Source organism: Natronococcus sp. JC468 (assembly GCF_012163165.1).
GTDB lineage: Archaea > Halobacteriota > Halobacteria > Halobacteriales > Natrialbaceae > Natronococcus > Natronococcus jeotgali.
Map to the genome: position 1 here is coordinate 53,894 of NZ_JAAVUO010000013.1, position 25,437 is coordinate 79,330.

Sequence of the window (25,437 nt, forward strand, 5' to 3'; positions counted from 1 at the left end):
CCATACCACAGACAGACAATGGATCAACATCTCTATCAATACATTGACGAGGATAGACTTCGGGCTGATATCATGCAAACTGCCGAATTCGGCTTCGTTCCTGTCGAGGAAGGTAATTGTCGGACAGTTCTAACTGGGACAGAAGCCAACAAACAGGCACGGGAATATTTTGTAGAGAAACTTGAGGAACGGGGACTGGAGGTTTCCGTCGATGCTGTTGGCAACATCACCGGTCGATGGGTGCCGGACAATGTCGATCCAGTCACTCGTTCAGTCGCAACTGGCAGCCATCTCGATTCGGTCATTGATGGAGGGATGTTTGATGGTGTACTCGGCGTATACGCTGGTCTTGAAGCGATTCGCGCCATGCAAGATGCTGAACTATCTCCTAGTCTTCCTCTCGAAGTCGTAGCGTTTACCGAAGAAGAGGGGGGACGATTTTCTGATGGCGTACTTGGATCTTCAGTAGCGATTGGTGACTGCAGTGTAGCAGATGCACTTGCAACTACTGATAACACTGGTGTAACGTTGGGTGAGGCGCTAGAGGAGATTGGCTTCAAGGGCGAACAGCGCTTGGACGCGACCGAATGGAATTCATGGCTCGAACTACACGTTGAACAGGGCACTCGATTAGAAGAGGCCCCTGCTTCTGCTGGTATAGTGACGCATATCACCGGAACTGTCCGCTGTCATATTGATATCCTCGGCGAGGCAAATCACGCGGGAACTACTTCGATGGAATCTCGCATCGATGCATTGACCGCAGCAAGCGAACTGGCGCTCGAGATCGAGTCAGTAACGAACGAAATCGTCAAGACACACAGTGAGACAGCTGTTGGGACTGTGGGTCAGTTTGATGTTGAACCAGGCTCGATCAATGTTATCCCCGGCTCCGTACATCTCGGCGTTGATATCCGGGATATCGAATGCGAGTATATGGAACGGATTGTCTCGAGTGTTCGACAGTGTCTAGATCGATTAGAGGACGAGCGCGACGTTGAAACGACATTCAGCCGCCCGTACGATATCGAACCTATCTCGATGAGCGAACGCTGTATTGAAGCGCTTCACAGCGCAGCCACACGAGCAGAAATCAGTACTATAGAATTACATTCCGGTGCAGGTCACGATACGATGCATATCGCGAAAGCAACTGATGCCGGGCTCATTTTTGCCCCCTCGGAGGGTGGATATTCGCACAGCGCAGCGGAGTGGACCGACTGGAGTGACTGTGCCATTTCAACGCGGTTGCTTGCGGGAGCACTCTATGACCTGGCGGCTGAATGAGACTCAGGTAGCCAAACAATCCGCGTGTACTGGTGGTGAGTTCTTCGGTGGTCTACTCTTCCAGACGAATAATTACGTCTTTCATCCCGGTTCGGAGTGTCTCTTGTTCCATTTCTCGGAGTTCTTCCCGCTCTGCATCTAGCGTCGCAACATGGTTACCGGCGAGTTCGCCTGCTGGACTCTTGAAGCAGGTTGAACCGCATGGAACCAATATTTCCTGTTCGTTCCTGTATCCTGGGTACAGTAGAATGTCCCCGTAGGAAGGGTACACCGTATGGTTCTCCCGTGGAAGCTCCGGAAGCTCAATCTCGTCAATATTGACCCATGTCGCATGCCCGCTCCAACGGACGTGCATCAGTTCCGATTCCAGGGGAAGGAATTCCCGCATCGCAGCAACTGATTCAGGTGCTTCATCCTCGTGTAGTTCCGCTGTAAACGTCCGCTCTTCGATTTCAAGTTCTAGTGAATTCATGGTTGTTGACTGTGTGTCCGTATCTCATTCTCACACCATCGTAATTATCTCTTTCGGACCCTCAATTGTGATCCCTACATTCAGTAGGTATATCTCCAGCAGAAAGCACTCGAACGCTGTATCACAAGGAGAGGCTGTTCATCGTCCGATTTCAGCTACTGATCACGGTTGTATAATCGTCATCCCATGTAGGTCGTTCGCGGCGAACGAACTCTCCGTAACCTGGCTTGCCGATAATCTCACCTTCACTCGCGATGAGTTCGCCCCGAAGGTACGTGCGCTTTACTTTTCCGCTTACTTCTCGATCCTCGTAGATCGTGTAGTCGGCAACTGAAGCGTTATCTTGAGCCGAGATCGTATATTTTTCATCAGGATCGAACAACACGATATCCGCGTCGGTTCCAGGCTCGAGTGTCCCTTTTTTTGGAAGCCCGAACGTCTGGGCCGGATTCGTACACATCAGACGAACAAGGGACGGGTATGAGAACCCGCGTTTGTTCACTGCTTCGTCATGAAACACAGGTAGACTCGCTTGGAGACTATTTGCACCGAATGGATCCTCCCACCACTCACTCGCCTCTTTCCGTTCACGAGTTTGCGCTACGTGATCAGTTGAAACAACGCTCAGTGTCCCGTTTCGGAGGTATTCGAACATCGCATCGTTGTCGTTTCCGGTACGAAGCGGTGGCGCAATCTTCGGAAGATTTCCTAATTCCTGATAAATATCCCTCGTAAGGGTCGTGTAATGTGTACAAGTTTCGCCTCGAATAAGGCTCCCATCATGTTGATGTTGCGCGAGTGCGTTTGCCGCCTTTCGGCACGAAGTGTGAACTCCATAGTATTTGGTTCCGGTTTCCCGTGCGAGTCTGGCGACATCGTCTGCCGCCATGGCTTCCGCATAATCTGGTCGAGCGGCTGGAAGCCACACCGGTTCGTCTCGGTCTGCAGCTTGGAATTCGGCAGTCAACGATTCACAGACGCTATCGTCTTCTGTGTGAGCGATACCAACTGCGTCAACTTTCTGGAGTTCTTCAAAAATTTCGCGAATGAATCCGTTCGAAAGTCCAAATTCATAGGTAGTATACATCTTGAACGATGTTATCCCTAACTCAACGAGGCTCGCTAGCTCGTCAAATATAGCCGGATCTTCGCGGAGAATTCCACCATGTAATCCAAAATCGATAAACGCTTTTTCCCCTTTTTCGCGTTTGCGCGTGACGCCTTCCCGCAATGTCTTTTCTTCCTCCCAGGGATTGTCTTCACTGACATACGACTGCCAAGCGAAGTCAATGACCGTCGTGACACCGCCCAGCGCAGCAGCGCTGGTGGCCGTCTCGTACGTGTCGAGAGAAACATGGTCATCGATATGCACATGCGGGTCAATCACACCGGGCATCACCAGAAGCCCCGAAGCGTCGATAGTTTCCTCGGATTCCGGCATACAGTCTTTGTCGCCGATTCCTACAATAGTTCCATTATCTATCGCCAGATCGCTAGAAAGGGTGTTCCGGCTGGTAACAAGCGTACCTCCACTAATTACTGTATCGATGGTCATGACCTGTTTTTCTATACACAAGTATATAATCGATTGCACTGATTAGACAGTTCGGATTGGACCATCAGGTGTGTCGTACTCAGACATCGAATAGAGCGTTCGTATATATTGAACGCTGACAAAATATTGAAGAGGGTTTGCCTTGGATACTGTGTTATGCCAACTGACAACACGAAGTCTAATCCACGTACATTAACAACCGTACTCAATGCAATCGATATCATACGCGCTCTCATGCATCTGGATGGAGCAGGTGTTACAGAGCTCGCTAATCATCTTGGTGAGTCGAAGAGTACGACGTATACCTATCTCAAATCTCTTGAAAAGGGCGGTCTCGTTAGGCATGATAATGGTTGCTACCGACTATCATACGATATGCTGATTTTTGGGGAGTACGTCCGGAATCAAAGCCTTCTCTATACGATAGGGAACAGCGAGGTCGACAACTTAGCCACAGAAACAGGACAGTACGCCCACTTGGTTGTTGAGGAGAACGGCCGTGGGCACAATTTGTATAAATCGAAAGGAGAACAAGCAGTTGGTTACAAGTATCAGATGGCTAAATTCCAACAACGTGATTATCTTCATATTACTGCTTCAGGGAAAGCAATCCTTGCATATCTTCCCCGAGAGCGAGTGGAAGAAATTATTGATCGCTATGGCCTGCCCGCTCGCACCGAGCAGACGATTACCTCCGAAGACCATCTATTCGAAGAACTGGCGGATATTCGTGAGCAAGGATACTCACAGAACAACGAAGAAGAGATCGAGGGGTTCCAAGCTATTGGTACTCCAATTAGATCCCGAGATGGAGCTGTACTAGGATCGCTGAGTGTCTCCGGTCCCAAGAGCATGTTTGGGGAGGATTCTGAGTACCAGAAAATCATTGATTTGGTAACAAAAGCAGCGAACGTTATCGAAGTGAACGTCAATATGCATAGAAGAAGCTCCGAAATAGTTAAGGACGAGACATAGCATCCGACTCTTTGAAACGACCAGCGGACAAATTAATGTTGTTGGATTGTTTACCAGTGTTTGGTATTTGCTTGTGTACATCTTGGAACTCTCGGTTCTGGACAGTTGTTTTCCGTGCTTTCAGAAATTACACCCATACTGGTGTAATATCAGAGCTGGCCAATCCCGAGAACCGATTGGATGTGTCGTGTTAATATGGATAATAGCTCTTGTTTGTATATATTGAACACACAAATGGTCTACGTCCCATCTTTAACGCTAGCTTGTCATTATCAATACCCCTATACCATTAATAAACATTAAAGATTGCTTGTATTTCTTTATTGAGGATTGTGATGGGCTATAATTCGAGCAAGCTTCTCAGACAACCCATCGTTGTTTGTGACTATTGTATACCCCTCAGGAGGCAGAATCCAACACAGAAGCGTAATACGGTAAAAGTTGTGGATAATGTTTTCAGAACTTTCCATAGGTACTAGATCAGTTGCGACGTGTTATCAGACAGTAGACGACCACTGTGTTTCATCTCGAAAATGGTGAGTTAGGGAAACATATAGGATGGTATAAGATGACATGCATCACATGTCGAAATCACGCGATCCAGGATCGCGGTTGGCGGAGTACTTCGAATTCGAAGAGTATGAGACGGATTTGAGAACGGAGGTAATCGCAGGCGCAACGACGTTCCTCACGATGTCGTACATCATTCTCGTCAACCCTGCAATTCTTTCGGAAGCAATCGAGATCGAGGGTTACACCGATCAAGAGGTGTTCCAAATGATTGCGATCGCGACTATTCTGGCGGCTGTCGTCGGCACTCTCGTGATGGCATTTCACGCGAATCGTCCCTTCGGATTAGCGCCCGGAATGGGGTTGAACGCGTACTTCGCGTTCACCGTTGTGATACTACTGGGTGTTCCATGGGAAACCGCACTCGCTGCGGTGTTCGTCGAAGGGATAATTTTCATGGCACTGACGTGCTTCGGCGCGAGACGCTATATTATCGAACTGTTTCCGGCACCAGTCAAGTTCGCTGTCGGCGCAGGGATTGGATTGTTCTTGCTTTTGCTGGGTTTGATCGAAATGAACGTCATCGTGGCATACGACGCGACGTTAGTTCAGTTAAACGATGTCGCGACCGATCCCGTGGCGCTCGTCGCACTTGGGGGTCTGATGTTTACATTTATCCTGTACGCTCGCGGCATCACTGGTGCAATTATCATCGGCATCATCACAACGGCGATTGCAGGCTGGGCGCTTACGCTCGCTGGCATCGTTGAACGCGGCGTTCTTGCACCGGCCCAACTTGCAGCTCCACAGTATGATATCACGCCGCTGGCCGGAGCATTCCTCGAGGGGTTCCACCAGATTGATCCGGCAACGTTTGTACTGGTTGTGTTCACCTTCTTCTTCGTAGATTTCTTCGATACTGCAGGCACGCTCATCGGCGTCTCGCAGTTCGGTGGTTTCCTCGACGAGGAAGGCGACCTACCAGAGATGGAAAAACCGCTGATGGCAGACGCGGTCGGTACCACATTCGGTGCGATAATCGGCACCTCGACAGTCACGACATACATCGAGAGCTCGACCGGAATCGAGGAGGGGGGTCGAACCGGTATGACCGCGCTTACGGTCGGCGTGTTCTTCTTGCTCTCGTTGGCAGCTGTTCCACTAATCGCTGCAATCCCGCAATACGCGTCGTATCTGGCGTTGGTAGTCGTTGGCATTATCATGCTACAGGGTGTGACCGACCTCAACTGGGAACACCCTGCGTGGCTCATCTCGGGCGGACTCACGATCACCGTTATGCCGCTTACGGCTTCCATCGCAGATGGACTCGCAGCCGGTATCATTAGCTATCCGCCGATCAAGACTGCTATGGGTGAGGGAGAAGATGTTCATCCCGGACAGTGGGTTCTGACCGCTGCATTTATCCTTTATTACTATATTTCCGCTGGCGGGATCATATCAAGCACGTAATCGTATCCATCTTCATCGTCATCTTCTATCCGCTGTTTGTACATAGCTGTGAATTATTTAGGAAAGGTACATCTAAGAGACAGCTGATTGTATCTAAATACCAAAAAGAGTTGTCAGTATCATCCCTACCAAGACTTTATGACGGTGCATGTATATTTGTCGCATGTTATCTCATGTCACCCAATGATGGGTCCATCGAACTGGCGTACGAGCTGGAAGAGAAACCACCGGCCCTCAAGTCCTTCTTCTTAGGACTGCAACACGTTTCGGCGATGTTTGTTCCGACGATCGCGGTCGCGATCATCGTCTCGGGAGCAATCGGGCTCGGCGCAGCGGACACAACCTATCTCATTCAGATGGTCCTGATCTTCTCAGGCCTCGCGACGCTCGTACAGGTGTTTCCAATCGGACCGGTCGGCGCGCGACTCCCGATCGTTATGGGCTCGAGCTTCGCGTTCGTTGGAGCAGCAATCGCTATCGGCGGGCAGTATGGTCTCGATGCGGTGTTCGGGGCAATTGTCGTCGCATCTCTGGTAGAGGTTGTCATTGCGTGGCAGTTCAGCCGTGTCAAACGGTTTTTCCCGCCGCTTGTCACTGGCCTCATCGTGATGATCATCGGTCTGTATTTGATCCCCGTCGGAATTGACTACGCGGCCGGCGGCGCCGAAGCCCCCGATTACGGTGCGCTTTACCATCTCGGACTCGCGATGCTCGTTCTCGGGATCACTGTCGGAATGAACCTCTTTATGAAGGGCGCTTGGCGAGTTCTCAGTATACTCGTCGGAATTGCCGTCGGCTATTTGGCCGCCATTGCAATCGGTATCGTAGACTTCACTCCCGTCGCGGAGACGAACTGGTTCGCGCTTCCAGTTCCCGGTCGGTTCGGATTCGCGTTCGAACCGGTAGCAATCCTCACATTTACAGCACTCTTTATCACGGCGGCGATCGAGTCAATCGGTGATATGTCCGGTATCACGGCCGCTGAAGGGAGAAATCCGAAAGAACGCGAGATTCGCGGCGGACTGTTCGTCGACGGATTTGGCAGTTCACTCGGTGGGATCTTTGGTGCGTTTCCGCTGACAACGTTCTCTCAAAACGTCGGGATAATCAACTTTACCGGCGTGATGAGTCGATACGTAGTCGGTATCGGGGGCGGTATTCTTCTCGTCCTCGGCTTCATTCCCAAGATCAGTGCGATCGTTGCGACGATCCCGGACTCGGTACTCGGTGGTGCCGTACTCATCATGTTCGGTATGGTGATGGCGAGCGGTCTTCGTCTCATTTTTCTCAACGAACAGATGAACCGTCGCAACATGGTCATCATCGCCGTTTCGATCGGACTCGGACTCGGCGTTGAAGTCCGTCCCGAAGCGCTCGGGGCATTGCCGGGAAGCGCCGAGATTTTCTTCGGAAATGCGGTGATCATGACTGCATTTTCTGCAGTCTTGCTCAATACCTTTGTTTCGCGACCAGACGACGAATTCGAATCCGGGCTGGAGGAACCAGTCACTGGCGATGATCCCTCACCGCACGATCCCGCTGCTATGCAGGAGGACGATTGACTGTGGATCGTCCGTCTCTTCGAGCCGAACTGGGCTCGTCCAGAACGGGGCGAACGGTCTATTCAATGATGCGATCGCCAGACAAACGTCCAACCGACGTGTAATACCATGAGCCGGGTAGACACACTCGTTCAGGGAACGATCGTCAACGTCAACGCTGGCGCACTTCAAGAGGGGACAATCGCTATCGATGATGGTGAAATAGTCGCGCTCGAGGAACGGCCGGCAGAACAAACGTTCGAAGCCGAATACATCGCACCGGGGTTGATCGACGCACACAAGCACGTCGAGTCGAGCATGGTCACGATTCCCCAGTACGGAGAAGCGATGATACCGCGCGGCGTGACCAGTATCGTCCACGACCCCCACGAGATCGCGAACGTTCTCGGGGCAGACGGCGTCCGTGCCGTCTTCGAGGATGCGACGAAAACGCCATTGAAAGTGCGGTTTAGCGTCCCATCGAGCGTTCCAGCCTCGAATTTACAAGACGGTGGGGCGACACTCGATGCCGACGATGTCGAGTCGTTGCTCAAGCACGAACATGTTGTTGCGCTCGGCGAAGTGATGGACCTCTCCGCGCTCGTCGAAAACGACCCGGATCTGCACGCGAAGATACGCGCCGCTCGCGAACGGGGGCTCACCGTCGACGGTCACCTTCCGCGAGCCAGCGGCTCGGATCTACATGAGGCAGCGCGGTACCTCGACAACGATCACGAGTGTATATCCGAGGCCGAGGCACGAGAGAAAGTCGATCTCGGTTTCCGCGTGTACCTTCGCGAAGGATCGTCATCGAAAAATCTCGCAGATCTCGTCGGAATCGTTGACGAGGTCCCAACGCGTCGACTTTCGCTGTGTTCGGACGATCGGGACGTCGTCGACCTGGTCGAAAACGGCGGCGTTGACTTTGCGGTGCGAAAGGCGATCGAAGAAGGAGTCGATCCAATTGAGGCCGTTCAGATGGCGACGCTAAACACGGCGGAGTGCTACGACTTTCCGTACGGACGGATCGAGCCTGGCGCACCTGCCGACCTTGTCCTGCTCAACGACCTCGAATCGTGGGACGTCGACCGTGTCCTCATCGACGGACAGATTGATCCGACGAGTTCCGTTTACTCCCCTTCGTCAACCGCTCTATCATCAGAAACCGTCCATTTCGAGCCCGTTTCAGGAGCGGATTTCGCGCTCACTTTGCCGGTAGAAACGGAGCAAGTCACGGTTCGTACCCTCGCGATTGCAGATGGTATTCAAACAGAGCGTACAGAGGCGACTCTCCCCGTCGTTGAGGGGCGAATCGAACCGGTGCTCGACGACGATGTGCTTCCCCTCGCGGTGATCGAACGACATGGTCAGAACGCCGGTATCGGATGTGGTTTTGTTCGAGGTCTCGGTCTCGAGCGCGGAGCGATCGGTTCGACGGTCGCTCACGACGCGCACAACTGCGTTGTCGCGGGGACGACGTACGACACGATGGCCCGAATCGGGAATCACCTTCGTGAAATCGATGGCGGCATCGCTGTCTATGACCCACAGCGGAACGGACAAGAGATCACAGCGTTGCCGCTTCCGGTCGCCGGGTTGATGTCCGACGACCCGCTGTCAACCGTTTGCGAACGGTTTAAGGAGGTCATCGTCCGGGCAGAAGACCTCGGTCTCGATCGTCATGGCCTGATGACGCTCTCATTTCTTGCGCTTGAAGTCATTCCCGAGTACCGCCTCACAAACCGGGGATTGGTTGACGTCGAACGCTGGAAGCACGTCGATGTTATCGTCGATTAGCACGGGTGACGAACAACCTATAACCCCGCCACCCATACATTGTGAAATATTGATTTTTATTACACCCCCCAATAACATGGATATAAATCATGTCGCTTCCTGCTCACCGGCGGCCTGTTCGATAGCGAACGGTGGCGAACCGCCTACGAACTCGGGCGAGCGGCACTGAATTCTGGACAGGAGGGATGCTCATCACCGAAGACGATGAATACGGGACGATCGGCGACGATACCCCACTTAGCGAACAACACGGTGTATGAGTACCGGGTCAGCTAGTCGTTGTCAATCTCTGCCTGGATCTTCTCAGCAGTGATTGGCAAGTCGTTGACCCTAACGCCGACAGCACGGCGAATCGCATTACTCAATGCTGGCGGAACGCCGTTAACGGGGATCTCAGCGACAGATTTTGCGCCAAATGGCCCCGTTGGCTCGTATGTTTCGACGAGAATTGAGTCGAGTGGAGGCTGATCCTCTGTCGTTGGCATCCCATAGTCACGGAACCCCAGGGTTTCCGGGGTACCATCGTCTTCAAACGAGAGACCGGCTGACACTGCGAGCTCGTAACTCATATGCATTGCTCCCTCAACCTGTCCTTCTGCGAGGTCTGGGTTGATCGCGATGCCACAGTCGACTGCGTACACGAGTCGATGGATCTCGAATTCACCAGTGTGCTCGTTGACGGTCACGTCGGCAAACTGTGCGCCAAACGGGGGAGGTGACTCGTCCGTACTGTGGCTCGCCTGGCCCATTATTTGCTCGCGCACTCTGTCGCCGTATATCGACTCATAGCCGATCTCCTCTATCGTGACCGAGTCGCCAGTCTGTTTCGAATGGACAGCTCCATCACGGGCTTCGAGGATCTCTACTGGTTCATCGAGCATCTGTGAGGCGAACTCAAATAAGTGGGTTCGTGCATCCTCGGCTGCTTTTTTCACTGCACTTCCGGTAACGTACGTTGTTGAGGATGCATATGCTCCGTAATCGAACGGTGAGATATCCGTATCCGAGGGTTGAACGAGAACATCCTCAGGTGAAACACCGAGAACTTCTGCAGCGATCTGTGCCATTGCAGTGTCCGCACCGGGCCCGATATCGACAGCGCCTGTTTGAAGGATGAACGATCCGTCCTCGTTCATTTTGATATGTGCAGCACCAAGTTCGTCGCCCGCGACACCGCTTTTTTGAGCGGTGAGAGCAACACCACAGGCCCGGTGAAGATGCTCCTCTTCGGGCTGCTCGATCTCTTCCCAGCCAATAGCGTCTTTCCCGCGTTCGATGCACTCATCAATACCACACGAGCGAATCCGACGGACATGCTCACCATCCGTCGTGACACCCGATGCAGTATCCAGATCACCGTTACCGATGAGATTCCGCGACCGAAGGTCGATGGGATCAAGCCCTAGTTTGTTGGCGACTTCGTCCATGTGGCCCTCAAGCGCAAAGTGCCCTTGCGGGGCTCCATAGCCGCGGATTGCGCCCCCGATCGGGAGATTAGTATGGACTGCTTTCATCTCAAACCGAATATTCGGTGTATGTGTGTACAGCGGCAGCGGTTTCGTCGCAATAGAACTAGTTACTGTCAATCCATGGGGTCCGTATGCGCCCGAGTTCGTAACCGCCGACATATCGAGTGCCTTGATCTCCCCTTCCTGGGTAACGACGCTTCGCATTCGGACTCGAGCAGAGCGTCGGAACCGCATGGCATAGAACTGCTCGCGGCGCGTCGTCTCTAGTTTCACAGGGCGATCCGCAGCCAGCATCAGCGCCACCGTAATTGGTTCGAGCAGCATCGACTGTTTGGCGCCAAATCCGGCACCGATTCTCGGTTTCGTCACCCGAATATCTCTGATCGGAACATCGAACAGATGTGCGAGTTGCCGTCGTGTATGGTACGGAACCTGCGTACTCGTGATGAGGTGAAAGCGATTGTCCTCGTCGCGATGTGCAATAGTCGTATGTGGTTCGGGGACACAGTGGGATTGGTACGGTGTCTTCCACTCGGTCTCAGTAACAATCCAGTCGTCTCTGGTCGTTGCCTCCTCGAATGTTGCGTCCACATCGCCGATTTCGCCTTCGGTCTGCGCTTCGATATTCCGTTCGTAATCCGCACCCGGCTGAACGTTTTCTACTTGATCGGGATCGTGTATCTGTGGTGCATCAGGCTCCATTGCCTCTTCTGGATCAAGAACGGCGTCTAGCTCTTCGTACGTGACATCAATCGCTCTGATAGCCTTGTCAGCTGTCTGGCCATCTGTAGCTGCTACAGCAGCAATTGGATCGCCTACATAGCGCACTTTTCGCCGGAGAACGGTCAGGTCCCATGGGCTTGGTTCGGGATACGACTGTCCGGCAGAGGTATACATCGTGTCAGGTACCTCGTCGGAATCTGGCGTGATGACTGCATGGACTCCCTCCATTGCTTCAGCGGCACTCGTATCGATCTCGGTTACGTATCCGTGTGCAATATCTGACCGTAGGACCGCCGCCTCAGCTAAATCCGGGAAATTTAGCGCGTAATCGGCAGTGTATTTCGACTCACCCGTGACTATTTTTCGAGCGTCGTTTTTCTCTTCGCGCTTGGAGATGGCCTGTCGCTCGCTCTTAGACTTGCGATTGTTCGGACTCTCGTCCCACTCGAGGGGGTGTTCGTCCTCGACGGAGGTCGATTGCTGGTGAGTCTCATCACTTTGTGGCTCATCAGGTTTACTCATCGTTCTCACCCCTGCTGCACTTCTGGTTTGAACACGCCATTATTTCGTGAGTCGAGTCGCCACCGTCAGTAGCAATGGTCTGATCGCTACTCATCCGTTCAGCCGCGTCTTGTACGGCATCGATGATCTTCTCATAGCCGGTGCACCGACAAAGGTTCTCTGAGAGTCCCTTGCGGATCTCGGCTTCAGTAGGATCGGGATTGTCCTGAAGCAAACTTCGTGACTGCATGATCATCCCGGGGATACAGAATCCACACTGGAGGGCGGCATTGTCGACGAACGCTGCCTGAATTGGGTGGAGGTCATCCTGAGTACCGAGTCCCTCGATGGTCTCGATCTCTGCTCCATCCATTGTGGTGATCGGTCTGATACAGGAGCGCTCTGGTTCCCCATCAACAGACACAGTACAGAAACCGCAGTCTCCCGTATCACAGCCACGTTTCGCGCCAGTGTAGCCATTTCGACGAAGAACATCAAGGAGCGAATCCGACCGTTCAGCTTCGAACGTACGTTCAGCCCCATTTAACGTAATATCTATCTCTATAGGCATAGTATGACAATGACTAACGACAACCATATATGTGTCGGTCGAATAGTCAATCTATGCATATGGCGGCAGATTCATGGAGTACCACTACATCCGAGGTCTACCAGCAAATTGAGCAAGCTCTTGCAGCCAACTCTCAATTTGTGGTCGCAACGATCGTCGATGTCGAGGGGACGGCTTATCGACGACCCGGTGCCAAAATGGTGATTGAATCTGATGGAACATCCTATGGTGGAATCACTGCTGGTTGTCTCCATGGTCCACTACAGAAGGATGCAAATACGGTTCTCGAGTCCGGGTCCTCGACTATCGTCACATACGATCTTACAAACGACGATACCTGGGGGCTCGGTCTCGGCTGTAATGGTGTCATCGACGTTCTTATCGAACCTGTCGATGACTCGTGGCAGCAGGTGGTTGACGCACGCGCGAACCGCGAGGCATGTAGTCTCGTAACCGCAATCGAGAGCGACGATCCTTCGATTCCCGTCGGAGCTAGAGCGGTTATCAACGAACGGGGATCAAGAGCTAATGATCGTCGCATTCGTGAGCGAACGCCCCTTCCTAACTCGGTTATCGCAGATATTGAAGCGGATGCACGGACGTGTGCAACTGAAGGGAGTACTGACCGCATCTCTGTGTCAATTGAGGCGGGAGAAATAGTACTCGTTGTTGACGGTATCGAACCCTCTCAAAGACTGGTCGTATTCGGTAGCCAGCCGGATGTTCACCCCGTTGTCCGCTTCGCAGCGCGGGTCGGGCTTGAAGTTACAGTCGTGACTGCTCGTGGCGGACGTGCTGATGACGAAATGTTCCCGACTGCAGATCGCGTCTTAGCAGTCCATCCATCCAACCTATCCGATGCCGGAATCGATGGGCGGACATCCGTTCTCATTATGTCCCACAACTTTGTCGACGATAGACTCGCACTCGAGGCAGCACTTGATACAGAAGCCCCGTACATTGGGTTGATGGGGCCCCGAAAACGATTTGAACAGCTTCAATCAGATCTAGAAGAAGAGGGTGTCGAACTCTCGAAACGTGATCACGAACGGATCGCGACTCCGGTCGGGCTAGATCTGGGTAGCGATGCACCAGTCGAAATCGCCTTGAGTGTTGTTTCGGAAATCATCGCGGTTAGTAACGGTCGCAACGGTAGGCGACTCGTAGATCAAGCAGGACCTATTCACGACCGGCAGTCGGTCACGTCACAGTAGGCCGGGAAGGCAATAAACATGTAGCCAATTCTCTGCCCGGTTGCACTTGAGGGGTCGCTCTTACGCAAAGCTACGGAAAATCGGTGTATCCCGATCCGTACGGCCTCGAGAAGACGATCTACCAGGGACAACCCGGGCAAGACGGTGGTATCTATAGGCCAGTTTGAGAAGCGAGCAGGTCGTAGACACGAGGGCACGTCCTCACTCGTGGATCAAGGTGTTATTCCCTCTATCCAGTACAGCCAGTCCAGCGCTCGAGACATGCGTCAACAGTGAATAGAGCGTCTACAGTACTTACTTGCTCATTCCTTTCGTGTTCGCTAGAAGTTGCCAAAAGTCGGTGCATCCTATCAATGTATGACGATTGCTGGTGGTGCTACAACCTTTTTACGAGGTGTAGATTTACTTAGAGTTGTTCGTAGGAACACTCTTGCTTCAACAGCATATCAGACGTCAGCGAAGACAAGTCTGCATCACTGAACTAGTTGAGGAGGGGGTATTGGTGTCTGGGTCATTAGTGGAATTTCGCTCTTCAATATCCCTCAGCTGCTTGCCGGCGCCATTCCTGGCGCGTTACTGGCTATCGGTCTTGATTCGCTGTTTGGATTTATTGAAGGGCGACTTAGCGATGAGGATATGATATATAGTCTCTAGCAGTCGAGAGAGTCTGGTTCGAGTTTCACGTTGCTGTGCTCAAGAGCAATCGTGAGTCTTGATCTGTCCTCTCTCTGTTGGCTATATTCAATCTGCTCTTTAAGTGCTTCTGGCCATAATGTGGATCTATGACGGGAAGTTGTTCTCTCCTGATTCTCAGTTCGGGAGGGTAGACTACTGCTATGGGGTCATAGGTTTATATTTGAAGTCGCGGCTACCATTGGGTGAGGCAGGCGCCAGCATTTGAGGACTATATACTCGTCATGTCGCTGAGTCGGTTGAGCTACGAGTTCGGGAACATCACTCGGAGGCGAGTAGAATTGCGAGACCAGGCTGTCACGACCGCCGGGAGATATGAATACACTCCGAGTGAGGGTGTTCGACTGCTCGAGTAGCCAGTAGTCGATGTTCCTTGTATAGTAAGATTTGGTGACAATAACGATAGCAATTGACCAGAAGAGGAAAATATCAGTATTCAATCAAATAACTGGAGGGGCTACCGTATCCCTGATCGTTATTGTCTAACGTTTGGTAGCCTCTTGTAATAAGAATTCGCGATCGATCCGCTCTTAGACCAGACTACTTGCGTCGTTGTGGCGCCTCGTTTTCGTAGCTTTGCGTAAGAACGTTACCAAATCCATGCGGTTAGAATATCAAAATCGTGGAGACCGGGGGAGTGGTCTCCACCGAATACTGGTGGAATTGGGAGGGTGTGTGGTAGGTGCCTTAACATCTCTGAGTTCGGTAGCGGGGATCAATTCCTCGCATCTGAAGTTGTGAATTCATGGTCGAAGGGATGATCGGGTGGCGTAGAATGACTCTATGAAAATCCTGCTTTGAAGCCCCTGTGCGTGGATCAGGATAACAGGGGTTGGCAGAGACCGAGTGAGAAGAAGTGCAGCAAGCACGCTAGAACGACCGGTCCTAGCCCGTGAAAGGAAGAAGAACACTGTGCCACAGAGCACGTATAGGCGCCTTTCCGATTCACGCGTGATCAGCCCCAACGGAGGCGTTCCATGTACCTCGGCATTGACACCCACAAACGGTATTCGCAGGTTGCCGTCGTCGACGGCGACGGCAACCTGCAAGACGAGATTCGCTTGCCAAACGACCGTCTTGACGAACTCGCCGAGCAGTATTCTGGCGGCGAAGCTGCTATTGAAGCGTCGGGCAACTATCGCCCGATCTACGAGATGCTCGATGAGCATCTCGATGTTACTCTCGTGAATCCGTCAAAGAACCGGATCATCGCCGACGCGACGGTCAAGACCGATCGCGTCGACGCCAAGCGACTTGCTCAGATGCTTCGGGCAGATATGCTCGCTGAAAGTTACGTTCCACCGGACGAGATCCGCACACTGCGGGATCTCGTCCGGACACGCAAGTCGCTCGTCGAGTCACGGACTGCTGAGAAAAACCGCGTCAGAGCAGTCCTCACGCGTACGGACAACACGTACGACAGCGAGCTATTTGGCCCAACTGGGCGAGAGTTCCTCGCGGAACTCTCGCTCAGTGATGCTGATCGGACGATCATCGAAGCTCATCTCTCGGTGATCGACGCCTACGACGAACAGATCGAGGCCGTCGAAGAGAAGATCGAGCAAGAGGTACTGGAATCGCCAGCAGCCCAGCGGCTGCTGTCGATTCCGGGAGTTGGCCAGTATACTGCTGCTGTCATCGTTGCCGAAGTTGGTGAGATTGATCGCTTCGACTGCGATAAGCAACTCGTGAGCTACGCTGGGCTTGATCCAATGGTTCACCAGTCGGGCGACAAGGAGATACGCGGCAGCATCAGTAAAGAGGGCTCAGCGCCGTTGCGCTGGGCCCTCGTTCAGTGTGCAAACATCGCAGTACGATGTGATGATTACTTCGGGAACTTCTACACCCGGCTGAAACAACGGAAGAACCACCAGATAACAATTGTTGCAACAGCTCGGAAAATGCTTGTCTCGATCTTCTACATGCTCACACGAAAGGAAATGTACGATCCACCGGGGGTGAGCGCCTGAGAGGCGGCCAGCCTCTCAGGCGCGACCTGCTCGCGCTCCCAACAGCAACAGCACCGCAAACAAGAAGTCCTCCGCCTGCCCGGAGTTCCATTTCTCGAAGTCACCGCTTTCCAGCGGTTCTTACCCCTTGTTCGGGTGAGCGCTGCGCTCACCCGAACAACTATCACTGATCAAGTGGAAAATTCGCTTGCAGGATTTTCATAGGCTCTTCACACATCCCAGCAGCACCCAAAGAGAGGGTGCCTGAGAGGCAGCCAATATTAACACCAATCGGAAGCGACGGTAACAAACCTCTCAACTGGTATCTCAAAAGTGTGTTAAGCGTCCTATGGCACCCTAGCTGTTTGCTCGAACTCCTGAATTGCGTCGTCACTTCCTGCAACGAGCACCTCGTCGTCAGCCTCAATAGTGGTTTGCTCGTCAGTGTAGATAGTGTCTCCCCGTGAGATACCGATCACGGTCCATTTTCGCTCAGTGTTACGGCGGGCGTCCATCAGTGACTCGCCAGCGAACGGAGCTGCGTCGGCCCGAATTAGACGGATCTGGCTCATTGGATCCATGACGCGTTCACCGTGGACCTCTGTTGCGACCAGGCGGGCAGACACTCGTTGGATAGAGAGGACGTAGTCGGCGCCCGCCTTGAATGCTGGCCTCGTCTTCTCTCTATCTATTACACGGACCAGAATCTCTACCTCCCTAGAGAGCGAGCGGGCTATAGCAATCGTCAACAATGTGGTCGAATCGTCGTCAACGGTGATGATCACTGATGAGGCATCCTGAATGCCGGCTTCACGGAGCGTTTCGGGTTCAGTAATATCACCGACAACATCAGGATTAGCTTCCTCCGATTCGTCGATCGTCGTCACCGAAACATCCTCCGGTAGCGCTTCGACGGCTGCGGCCCCGCCCTCGCCGAAGCCGGCAACGATGATATTGGAGGACTTTTCGATACGTCGAGACCGGATACCCGCGGTCTCGCTCGTTATTTCATTGAGTTCGTCCTTGGGTCCGGCAACAACCAGAACGGTATTCGGCGTGAGTTTATCGTCGAGTGCCGGCAGCAGACGCATCTCGCCGTCGAACCATCCAGCAACCAGGGTCAGGTTCGGGTGGTCTATGATTGGTGAGTCACGCACCCGGATGCCGTGGAGTGGGCTATCTCGCCTGATAAGTATCTCGCGGATATCAATCTCATTGCGATTGGGCTGTTCGTCGACTGTGACGGGTACTGTTGCCTTTGTTGCCAATTGCTGACCGATTAGTGCGTGGGGGGCGACACTCCGGTCCACACCGACTTCCGTGAGCGCTCTTTCATGGCGTGTTGATTCTATGAAACTAATCACTCGTAGGTCTTCATTAGCTTCCAGCGCAGTCAGGACGATGCTCGCGGTTTTGTCGCCGGCGTCAGTGATAAGAAGTGATGCTCGTTCGATCGTAGCACGGTTAAGGGTAGTTCGTTCCTGGGGATCGCCATTGATAGCTTGATAGCCGTCATCTGAGAGGCGTTTCGCCTCCTCTTCATCGGATTCGATGAGGACATAGTCGATATCAAGTTTTTCAAGTTCAGCAAGGAGCATATCAGTGTCACGCTGGTATTCAGCAATGACGACATGGTTCTCCTTGGTCGTGAGACGGTCGGCGAGGTTCAACGGTGTCCGCTCAAACAGCGGGATGACCAAGACGCGCAGCGTGACAAAACCGATAATGACACCGGTCAACTGAATCGATACCATCAGGACGTTCATTACCGGCGTCGTCCAGGGCGAATCCGCACCGTACCCGGTTGTCGTCATCGTTTCAATCACTGTCTGGAATGAGCGGAAGATAGATTGTGGACGGCCTTCGAGTGACTGCATTCCCCAGTTGTAGACGAGCGTGTAGAAGAGGACGACTGAAACAAGACCGATGACGAAGAACAATAATAGTCGTTGCCGTTGTGTAAGGTCGTGTGGATGAAAACCCCTGATATTTTGAAGTTCGCGCATTTGCAGTCTTCTAGTACTTATTGATGGAACTCCAGACTAGTTAAGTAATAGCCCCGCGAAGGCATGCTTTCGCCACCATCTGTTGAGATCCGAATTGAGACCTGTCCTACTGACGAATCTCATCAAAACGTAGGCCATTCTCAACTAACCGCTAGTCACGGTCCCAGTTGATGCAGCCTGCATCGTCGAGTTTTGGAAGGTGGTTATGGAATAGCGCTATTTCCAGAAGTCCACCCTCCTTGGTGCTGGCCGGATCAATAAGGGGGAGAACTGGATGGGCGGATCTTAGCTCCTGGGGATCACCAACACCCGGATCGGACCGCGTACCAAGATGTTGCAGACCGCGTTCCAGTCTCTGTACGGTGTACAATAGACACGAGTGTTCGTGGACCCACAGCGGTTTGTCCGTCTCGGTGCCATAGGCCGCGCACTCTTTTGGTTGTTCCGACCGGATCGACAGCTACGAGTACGTGCACTTGTACTCGAGTATCTACAGGAACGTTCCCCACGCTGTTCCGACACGATTGCGGCTGTTCAACAGGAGATTCATCAGATTCTTGGCGTCGAGATCTTTGACCGCGACGAGATCGTACTCTCTCGTCATTCCAGTCGAAGCACACCTGAAGCTACATTCAGCTATGCGACGGGACTGTCGTGCTGGCGGCTTTCTCCGAGTGCAATCGTAGCGCGGACATCTTTCAGTCGGATCTCGAAAGGACGGAGTCCCACTCAGCACCGAGTCTGATCACAGTATTCTCGCGGCCGATTCGGTAGCGATTGGCGGGCATGAATAGTACTTAGTACTGGGTCTGGAAGTGATTGACCGTGTCGAAGAACTCCTCGCGCTTGCGTTCGAGGAAGATGAAGTGCGTTCCGCCGGCAATCTCGGTGTACCGCTTCCGGTCGTCTTCGGCACCAACGGCATCGTATAGATTCAGCGCGCCCTCCCGGGAGATGGTTCCGTCGTTCGAGGGACGAATGACGAACGTTGGGTCGGTGATGTGTTCGGGGTGGTACTCCCTGTCTTGGATCACCAGCGGGTTGATAATCGTCTCCGGATTGTCCTCGATCACTTGGTTGCTCTCGAAGATTGCCTGCCAGACCGCATCGAATACCTCGTCGGCGGTGTACTCGTCGCCGCCAATCCACTGGTCGAGATCGGTATCGTCGGGAACTTCGCCGGTCCACGCCTCGACAAATTCCTCACGAGTGTGGGGCAGGTACGCCGGTCCTTCCAGATCTGCGCCGACCTCGAGCGTGTCGAACGAGCCCCCGGCCAGCGTGACCGTCGCGTAGTCGGGTTCGCCGAGCGCGTATACTGCGCGACCGCGCCACGTTCCGCCCGATAAGCCGACGTAGTGGATTCGATCGAAACCGCAGTCCTCGCGGAGCCACCGCGTCACCTCGAGGAGATCCAGGGCCTCGCGCTCGAACGATAGCGGCGGCGTGTTCGCCTCTGGCGGGGCCTGAAACTCGGTGGGCAGTTCGGTCTCGCCATAGCCGCGCATATCGGGCGCAAACGCCGCCTTGCCCTGCTCGGCCGCATACCGAAGCCAGCCGAAGTCCTTGGCGACCGGCGGATCGAACATCGAGAGCGTACCGTAGGTCATCCCATGGACGAAGATAACGGCCTCGTCCGGGTCCTCAGCGGTTGTCTGCTCCCAGACTCGAAGCCGATGGCAGTCATCCATCGTCAGATCATGGGCGGTCGGTTTCCACGAAGCTGTCCCGTGGTTCTGCCCGTTCACCCGTCGATTGCCGTTCTTTCGCTCCGCCTCGTTTCGACGGGTGTCCGCGCCCGTTACCGTGTTGACTGTTCCAAGGACTGTTGTCCCAGCCGTTCCGGCGAGGAATGCTCGTCTCGGAGTCGTTGTCTGACCACTATCGTCCGTCATATATCATCAAGATAATTATTTGAGGACATAACGATGTTGACCAATAATTTCGTGAATTGAGAAGAACCCCAAACATTGGCGGTCAGTCCGGGTCTGATCCCAGGTTGGGGATATCACTGAGCTAGAGTAGGTCTTCTGCGTCGTCGCTTGTTCACTTCGCTGGCCGACGCGAAGGACCGCTGACTTCATCCGAACCCACCGGATAGGATCAGCGACAACCGATTTAGCCTTAGCGACCGTAACACGGGCGAAGAGACAGACTTCGGATGTCAAACCAATCCATCCTCTTCGCTTTCTACGGCAATAAACGTAGCAAATGTCTATTCGAGCCAGATGAGGTGACTGGTAAGACTGGCCAGTATTACTGGCCAATGTCACTAGATAGTTCATCCCCGTCTCAAGTCAATCTAATCGCTGCAAATCTATGCCATGAAGTAATCAAAAATCAGAACTAATTATGTCTCGAATAGTCCGAGCCATATCTGCTCGAGCCTGACGGGCCACCCATCGGGCCGTACGATGAGACGTTGACGGGTGCGCGGGTTACGACAAAGCGAGAGAGGGTCGGAAACAGTATTCGAGCAATTACAGTCGGCTAAATTCTTTCACTGGTTCTTCCTCCCTTTGTGAACAACTATTTTGATCCACGCTCACACCAACCATATCCAGCAGTTAAAGTAGCTCGATTATGTTTGTTTTGTTATAGAGGTAAGAGAAATAGGGACGATCGATCAAAAGGTGTGAAAACCAAAGTCTCTGTTTAGCGGGTCAAGGTAGATTTTACCCCGTTCCGATGTCGGTTCGATCCGCCTCGGACGGGGGAATGTCCTTCTGATCCCCAGCGTTCTCGGCGTACTCGTCGAGCGTGTGTTCGGGCTTTAGTTTGACGCGTTCACGCTCGGGATCGGCCAATACAGGGAGGATCATTCGGACGAACGTCACGATGAAGACCATCAGGAACGGACCGAGGAAGATCCCGTACCAGCCGAACAGCGGCGGACCGAACAGGTACGCGAACATGACGAGCCCAGTGTTGAGCAGTCGTCCCGAAAGGTACGGCCGGATGTACGTCCGGACGAGGTTGTCGAACGCGACGATCATGACCGCGAGGAACGCGATCGGGAACCAGAGGAGACGCGGATCGACCGTCATCGCCTGGACTGCGAGGGTCCCGGCGATCACGAAATAGATGATCGACCGGCCGACGAGCGGGACGAGCGTGAAGAGGCCGGTCACGACGGCGAACAGCACCGCCGACGGGATCGCCAGTCCGTCCGGTGCGACGACGTTGAATACCGTGTAGATGATCGCTGAGAGAATGATGACTGCGAAGATCGTCATCGTGTACCCGAAGTAGATCGAACCCAGTCCTCGATCGACGACCAAGAGGTAGTCGGTCGCCAGGCTGTCTTCGCCGAACACGTTCGTTTCAAACCAGTCGGCGATATTCCGATCGCTGACCAGCAAGAAGAACGCGATCAGCAGCGAGATGAACATGTTAAACAGCGTCGCCCCGATCGCGCCGACCGCGCCGCCGACGGAGCCGAGCAGGTTCTGCACCGACGGTTCCTGGACCAGAACGACCGTCGTGTCGTACACCTCCGAGGGGGTATTCGGGAGATCCGTGATCTGAACTGGTAACTGTGCGAGAATCCTGTCGACCGGCAGGTCAGCGGCCGCCGTCACCAGTTGCCCGAGCGCGACGAGCAAAATCGCACCGAGCATCACTACGATCGGGACGACGATCAAAAGCAGTGTCAGCGCCGCGACGAGGGTCGGCGAGGCGATGCGCCGCTCGAGTCGCTGCGTAATGGGCCGCGCGACGTAGTAGATGAACAGTCCGAAGACGAGCCACGGGAGGTACTGGTTGACGACGAGTCCCAAGATGGCTAGTAACACGAATCCCAGAATCCACCACCCGAGGCGGTCGTGAGCCGCCCAGATGCGGACGTTGCGTATCGGTGAGTCAGTTTCGCCCATGGGTGATGGTACCACGAGAACATTATTAACGAAATTGCACACTCGTCCTGAATTACCGGAGAACGAACTTCGGGACGGTGCAATGTTGTAGCCGTATATCCTCGACCGTCGAGTCGTGTCCCGGGAGAGTCTCAATCCGTCTAGAATATACCGTAGCGCGGTCGTTGACCGATTCATCGAAGGTAGAGTATTACTGTCGGCCAATGGTTTGCACGGGTCGGCCGCTTACCAGATATCTCCAGACGTACCACGTCTCTCCACCGGCAGATCGACGATGGTTTTCGACAGCCCCAGTATGACTGGGCCGATGAAGAGCCCAAGGAATCCGAAGACGGCCACTCCACCGAAGATGCCGAGAACGAGCAGCCCGGATTTCAGGCGTGCTCCGCGCTGTATCGCGAGCGGTCGGACGAAATCATCACTCGACCGGTTCGGCCTCGGAGAACTGATAGCTCCCGTCGAGAATCTCCTCGCGGGGCCCGTAGAGCCGGGCCACGTAGAACCACTCCGCTGGGGTGTAGAGGAAGTTCGACTGATCGGGGTCACCGCCGAAACGGATCGTGGTCCCGCCGTCATCGGCTTGCTCCGCAGTCACGTTGTTGAACGAGTACGCGTCGTACTCGTTCTCCTCGAGAAACCCGTCACTGTTGTAGACGGTGACTGACCAGAACGCGTCGACTGAGACGTCTTGGACAGTAAGGGTGTGTGGCGTCTTGCCGTCGTTTTGGTCGGGAACCCTCGAAGAGTAGATCGTTTCAGATTCCGGAAACCCGCCCGGTGTCACACTAGCGAGCAAGTACTTCACGGGGTTGACCTCGCCGACGTCGCCATACGCGCCCGAGAAGTCATCAAATGTGAGTCCGACCGGTACGAGCGCGTCGGTGAGTTGTTCGTATGATCGCTGATCCCAGTTAGGAATCTCGAACGAGCCAGCCGACGATTGTTCCACGTCGGTCTCGTCCTGGAGTTGCCGGCCTTGTTCCATATCGTTTGGGTCGTTCGGGTCGACGAACGCGCGAACCGCGACGCCAGCATACCGGGTGCCTACGAGGTCTTGTGTTATCGTGTACTCGCCGGGGTCGATGGCGAACTTCTTCACGTATTGATCCTCGTTCTGGACGTTCATCGACCGGTATCGGTCACCGCTGTCTGGGAGCGTGATGGTGACCGGCTCAGTCAGATCGAAGACGCCGAATGAGGCGAGCACGTCACGGTTCTCTCCGATAACAACCTGATCCTCGATGGGGGTGACATTTCTGCGGTGGTAGAACTGTCCGAACCCGCCCGCGTCGACGGTTGACTGGAACGCAACATGACAGTTGGCGCGAGGGTAGTTCTCCCACGTCACTGGGACTGGCTCGTCATCTGTTGACGTCTCGGTTTCAGCCCCCTGGGTGTTCCCCTCCGAGGAGTTTTGGCTGGCAGTGGCACTGCCTCCACCCAGTGCGAGCAGTCCGGCGAGGCCTGCCCCGCGAAGTGCGTCTCGGCGGGTTGCTTGAAACGGTTTGGAGTCCGATTCTGGCGTCGTGTGATCTGTCCCGTTGCTCATGGCTCATACCTCTCTGAGTGGCCCACAGCAGCAGTTGCGACCGACTCACACGCACCCACACCACTCGAAGAAAGATAGTCCAGATCCGAGAGGGAGACCTCGAGGGCGTCGGCGATCCCTCGGGGCCGACGTCGATCAGGACGAGGCTACGTTCCGTTTCGACGGGTGTGAGCGTGATCGGCAGCTCGAGATCACTGTACTCGACGGCGACAGGCAGAATATATCGGATTCTTCCATACTGGGTGGTTCGAGCCCAAAGCGTTGGATATCGAGCCCGGGAACTGTATTGGTCTGCCCCTGCAAGTGTTAGCACTATCACCGATATCGCCGTTCATGACACCTCCATGACTAGAGATCGCGTGACCCGACGACGAATTCTACAGATCGGCGGCGGCCTCGTAGTGGTCAGTGGCGTCGGAGGTACCACGGCCGCCTCGAGTGACCACGAAACGAACGACCACCCAACCGATACCGGCTTCCAGACTCGAGTTGCACACCTCTCACCCGACGCACCCAACATCGACGTCTACGTCGACGGAGAGCGGGTCCGTGAGGGCATCTCGTACGGGACGGTCACCGACTACCGCGACCTCGAGCCTGGCACGTACACGATCCAGGTCGTTCCCGCCGGTGAAGACCCGGCCGAAGCAGTGCTCGAGGAGACCGTCGAGGCCGGCGACGTGGACTCCACTCTCGACGGTCTCCTCGCAGTGATCGGCGAAGTGGCCGCCGAAAACCAGCCCCTCCAGGCGCTGTTTCTCGATGACGACAACAGCCCGGTCGATTCAGGTACCGCTCGCGTTCGCGTCCTCCACGCCTCACCCGACGCGCCTGCGGTGGACGTCGTTGCCGGCGAAAACGGGGACGTGCTGTTCGAGAACGTCGCTTTCGGTGAATCCGACTACACCGAGGTCCCGGAGGGCGAGTATCCACTCGTCATCTATCCTGCGGGTGACCGAGAGACCAGCGTCTTCGAAACCGACGTTTCCCTCGCTGGAGGAACCGTCTACTCCGCGTTCGCGATTGGTTACCTCGAGCCGGAGGGAGCACTCGCCGATGAGCCGTTCGAGATACTCCTCACAGAGGATTCCCTTCCGGACGAAGAGGAGCCGAACGAAGACGAACCCGAGAAAGAGCCTGAAACGGAGACGAAGTCCGAGGACAAGAACGCTCAGTGATACTGCCGGCTGCCCGTCGTAGAAAAATCTCGCTACCATGGAGTCGTGAGGTTTTCACGCAAGTACAGCCGAACGCACGAGCAAACGCAATACGTTTCCGAC

16 protein-coding genes and 2 pseudogenes are annotated in these 25,437 nt (G+C 54.1%); 9 read left to right on the forward strand and 9 right to left on the reverse strand.

Going from position 1 to position 25,437, the window contains the following annotated elements:
• Positions 1-18: 18 nt before the first annotated feature.
• A complete protein-coding gene (locus GWG54_RS09885) occupies positions 19-1,287 on the forward strand; it encodes a M20 family metallo-hydrolase (protein ID WP_167937605.1) in 1,269 nt (422 codons plus the stop codon).
• Between the two features lie 52 nt (positions 1,288-1,339).
• On the opposite strand, the gene GWG54_RS09890 is transcribed toward GWG54_RS09885, so the two are convergent.
• Both GWG54_RS09890 and GWG54_RS09895 read right to left on the reverse strand, forming a co-directional pair.
• The gene (locus GWG54_RS09890; RefSeq protein WP_167937606.1) at positions 1,340-1,759 is read right to left on the reverse strand and encodes a DUF3830 family protein; all 420 of its coding nucleotides are present in this window, start codon (positions 1,757-1,759) and stop codon (positions 1,340-1,342) included.
• A 151-nt stretch (positions 1,760-1,910) separates the two neighbouring features.
• Positions 1,911-3,314: a dihydroorotase family protein gene (locus GWG54_RS09895; protein ID WP_209438377.1), complete on the reverse strand. Its 1,404-nt coding sequence runs from the start codon at positions 3,312-3,314 to the stop codon at positions 1,911-1,913.
• 156 nt (positions 3,315-3,470) lie between these two features.
• Here GWG54_RS09895 and GWG54_RS09900 point away from each other — a divergent pair, with 156 nt between their 5' ends.
• The 4 genes from GWG54_RS09900 (at position 3,471) to ade (ending at position 9,607) form a co-directional block, all read left to right on the forward strand.
• The gene (locus GWG54_RS09900) at positions 3,471-4,289 is read left to right on the forward strand and encodes an IclR family transcriptional regulator (protein ID WP_167937607.1); all 819 of its coding nucleotides are present in this window, start codon (positions 3,471-3,473) and stop codon (positions 4,287-4,289) included.
• A gap of 573 nt (positions 4,290-4,862) precedes the next feature.
• Complete coding sequence (locus tag GWG54_RS09905) at positions 4,863-6,269, forward strand: NCS2 family permease (RefSeq protein ID WP_167937608.1); 1,407 nt, start codon at positions 4,863-4,865, stop codon at positions 6,267-6,269.
• Positions 6,270-6,442: 173 nt separating this feature from the next.
• Entirely contained in the window at positions 6,443-7,831 is a 1,389-nt protein-coding gene (locus tag GWG54_RS09910) for a uracil-xanthine permease family protein (RefSeq protein ID WP_167937609.1), read from the forward strand.
• Between the two features lie 108 nt (positions 7,832-7,939).
• Entirely contained in the window at positions 7,940-9,607 is a 1,668-nt protein-coding gene (ade, locus tag GWG54_RS09915) for an adenine deaminase (RefSeq protein WP_167937610.1), read from the forward strand.
• A 272-nt stretch (positions 9,608-9,879) separates the two neighbouring features.
• Here the strand turns inward: ade and GWG54_RS09925 are convergent, their stop codons facing one another.
• Positions 9,880-12,321 (reverse strand): xanthine dehydrogenase family protein molybdopterin-binding subunit, encoded by a 2,442-nt coding sequence (locus GWG54_RS09925; protein WP_167937611.1) that lies wholly within the window; start codon positions 12,319-12,321, stop codon positions 9,880-9,882.
• A complete protein-coding gene (locus GWG54_RS09930; protein ID WP_394352923.1) occupies positions 12,314-12,865 on the reverse strand; it encodes a (2Fe-2S)-binding protein in 552 nt (183 codons plus the stop codon). Before GWG54_RS09930 ends, GWG54_RS09925 begins: the two co-directional genes overlap by 8 nt.
• Before the next feature lie 65 nt (positions 12,866-12,930).
• Here GWG54_RS09930 and GWG54_RS09935 point away from each other — a divergent pair, with 65 nt between their 5' ends.
• The 3 genes and pseudogenes from GWG54_RS09935 to GWG54_RS09945 all read left to right on the forward strand — a co-directional run bounded on the left by GWG54_RS09935 (position 12,931) and on the right by GWG54_RS09945 (position 16,748).
• Positions 12,931-14,085, forward strand: coding sequence for an XdhC family protein (locus GWG54_RS09935; protein ID WP_167937613.1), 1,155 nt, complete (start codon positions 12,931-12,933; stop codon positions 14,083-14,085).
• Positions 14,086-14,574: 489 nt separating this feature from the next.
• Positions 14,575-14,739: pseudogene (locus GWG54_RS21355) on the forward strand (ABC transporter permease); the annotation flags it as partial.
• 1,016 nt (positions 14,740-15,755) lie between these two features.
• Positions 15,756-16,748 carry an IS110 family transposase gene (locus GWG54_RS09945; protein WP_167937614.1) on the forward strand — a complete coding sequence of 331 codons (993 nt, stop codon included), beginning with the start codon at positions 15,756-15,758 and terminating at the stop codon, positions 16,746-16,748.
• Positions 16,749-17,074: 326 nt separating this feature from the next.
• Here GWG54_RS09945 and GWG54_RS09950 read toward each other — a convergent pair whose 3' ends face one another.
• From GWG54_RS09950 to GWG54_RS09970, 5 genes and pseudogenes are all read right to left on the reverse strand, one after another.
• Positions 17,075-18,733, reverse strand: coding sequence for a TrkA family potassium uptake protein (locus GWG54_RS09950; RefSeq protein WP_167937615.1), 1,659 nt, complete (start codon positions 18,731-18,733; stop codon positions 17,075-17,077).
• A gap of 318 nt (positions 18,734-19,051) precedes the next feature.
• Positions 19,052-19,346, reverse strand: a pseudogene (locus GWG54_RS20825) (zinc ribbon domain-containing protein); the annotation flags it as partial.
• A gap of 184 nt (positions 19,347-19,530) precedes the next feature.
• Positions 19,531-20,424 (reverse strand): alpha/beta hydrolase, encoded by an 894-nt coding sequence (locus GWG54_RS09955; RefSeq protein WP_245242779.1) that lies wholly within the window; start codon positions 20,422-20,424, stop codon positions 19,531-19,533.
• 984 nt (positions 20,425-21,408) lie between these two features.
• Positions 21,409-22,608 (reverse strand): AI-2E family transporter, encoded by a 1,200-nt coding sequence (locus GWG54_RS09960; RefSeq protein ID WP_167937617.1) that lies wholly within the window; start codon positions 22,606-22,608, stop codon positions 21,409-21,411.
• A 418-nt stretch (positions 22,609-23,026) separates the two neighbouring features.
• Positions 23,027-24,157: a DUF1214 domain-containing protein gene (locus GWG54_RS09970; protein ID WP_167937618.1), complete on the reverse strand. Its 1,131-nt coding sequence runs from the start codon at positions 24,155-24,157 to the stop codon at positions 23,027-23,029.
• Positions 24,158-24,324: 167 nt separating this feature from the next.
• Here GWG54_RS09970 and GWG54_RS09975 point away from each other — a divergent pair, with 167 nt between their 5' ends.
• Positions 24,325-25,335, forward strand: a complete 1,011-nt coding sequence (locus GWG54_RS09975; RefSeq protein WP_312854272.1) for a DUF4397 domain-containing protein — start codon at positions 24,325-24,327, stop codon at positions 25,333-25,335.
• Positions 25,336-25,437: the final 102 nt, after the last annotated feature.

Excerpts from the sequence above, each read along its gene's own strand:
- GWG54_RS09950 (WP_167937615.1), bottom strand. The coding sequence starts at position 18,733 with ATGCGCGAACTTCAAAATATCAGGGGTTTTCATCCACACGACCTTACA.
- GWG54_RS09885 (WP_167937605.1), top strand. The coding sequence starts at position 19 with ATGGATCAACATCTCTATCAATACATTGACGAGGATAGACTTCGGGCT.
- GWG54_RS09890 (WP_167937606.1), bottom strand. The coding sequence starts at position 1,759 with ATGAATTCACTAGAACTTGAAATCGAAGAGCGGACGTTTACAGCGGAA.
- GWG54_RS09910 (WP_167937609.1), top strand. The coding sequence starts at position 6,443 with ATGTCACCCAATGATGGGTCCATCGAACTGGCGTACGAGCTGGAAGAG.
- GWG54_RS09955 (WP_245242779.1), bottom strand. The coding sequence starts at position 20,424 with ATGGATGACTGCCATCGGCTTCGAGTCTGGGAGCAGACAACCGCTGAG.
- ade (WP_167937610.1), top strand. The coding sequence starts at position 7,940 with ATGAGCCGGGTAGACACACTCGTTCAGGGAACGATCGTCAACGTCAAC.
- GWG54_RS09960 (WP_167937617.1), bottom strand. The coding sequence starts at position 22,608 with ATGGGCGAAACTGACTCACCGATACGCAACGTCCGCATCTGGGCGGCT.
- GWG54_RS09970 (WP_167937618.1), bottom strand. The coding sequence starts at position 24,157 with ATGAGCAACGGGACAGATCACACGACGCCAGAATCGGACTCCAAACCG.
- GWG54_RS09905 (WP_167937608.1), top strand. The coding sequence starts at position 4,863 with ATGCATCACATGTCGAAATCACGCGATCCAGGATCGCGGTTGGCGGAG.
- GWG54_RS09900 (WP_167937607.1), top strand. The coding sequence starts at position 3,471 with ATGCCAACTGACAACACGAAGTCTAATCCACGTACATTAACAACCGTA.
- GWG54_RS09945 (WP_167937614.1), top strand. The coding sequence starts at position 15,756 with ATGTACCTCGGCATTGACACCCACAAACGGTATTCGCAGGTTGCCGTC.
- GWG54_RS09935 (WP_167937613.1), top strand. The coding sequence starts at position 12,931 with ATGGCGGCAGATTCATGGAGTACCACTACATCCGAGGTCTACCAGCAA.
- GWG54_RS09895 (WP_209438377.1), bottom strand. The coding sequence starts at position 3,314 with ATGACCATCGATACAGTAATTAGTGGAGGTACGCTTGTTACCAGCCGG.
- GWG54_RS09925 (WP_167937611.1), bottom strand. The coding sequence starts at position 12,321 with ATGAGTAAACCTGATGAGCCACAAAGTGATGAGACTCACCAGCAATCG.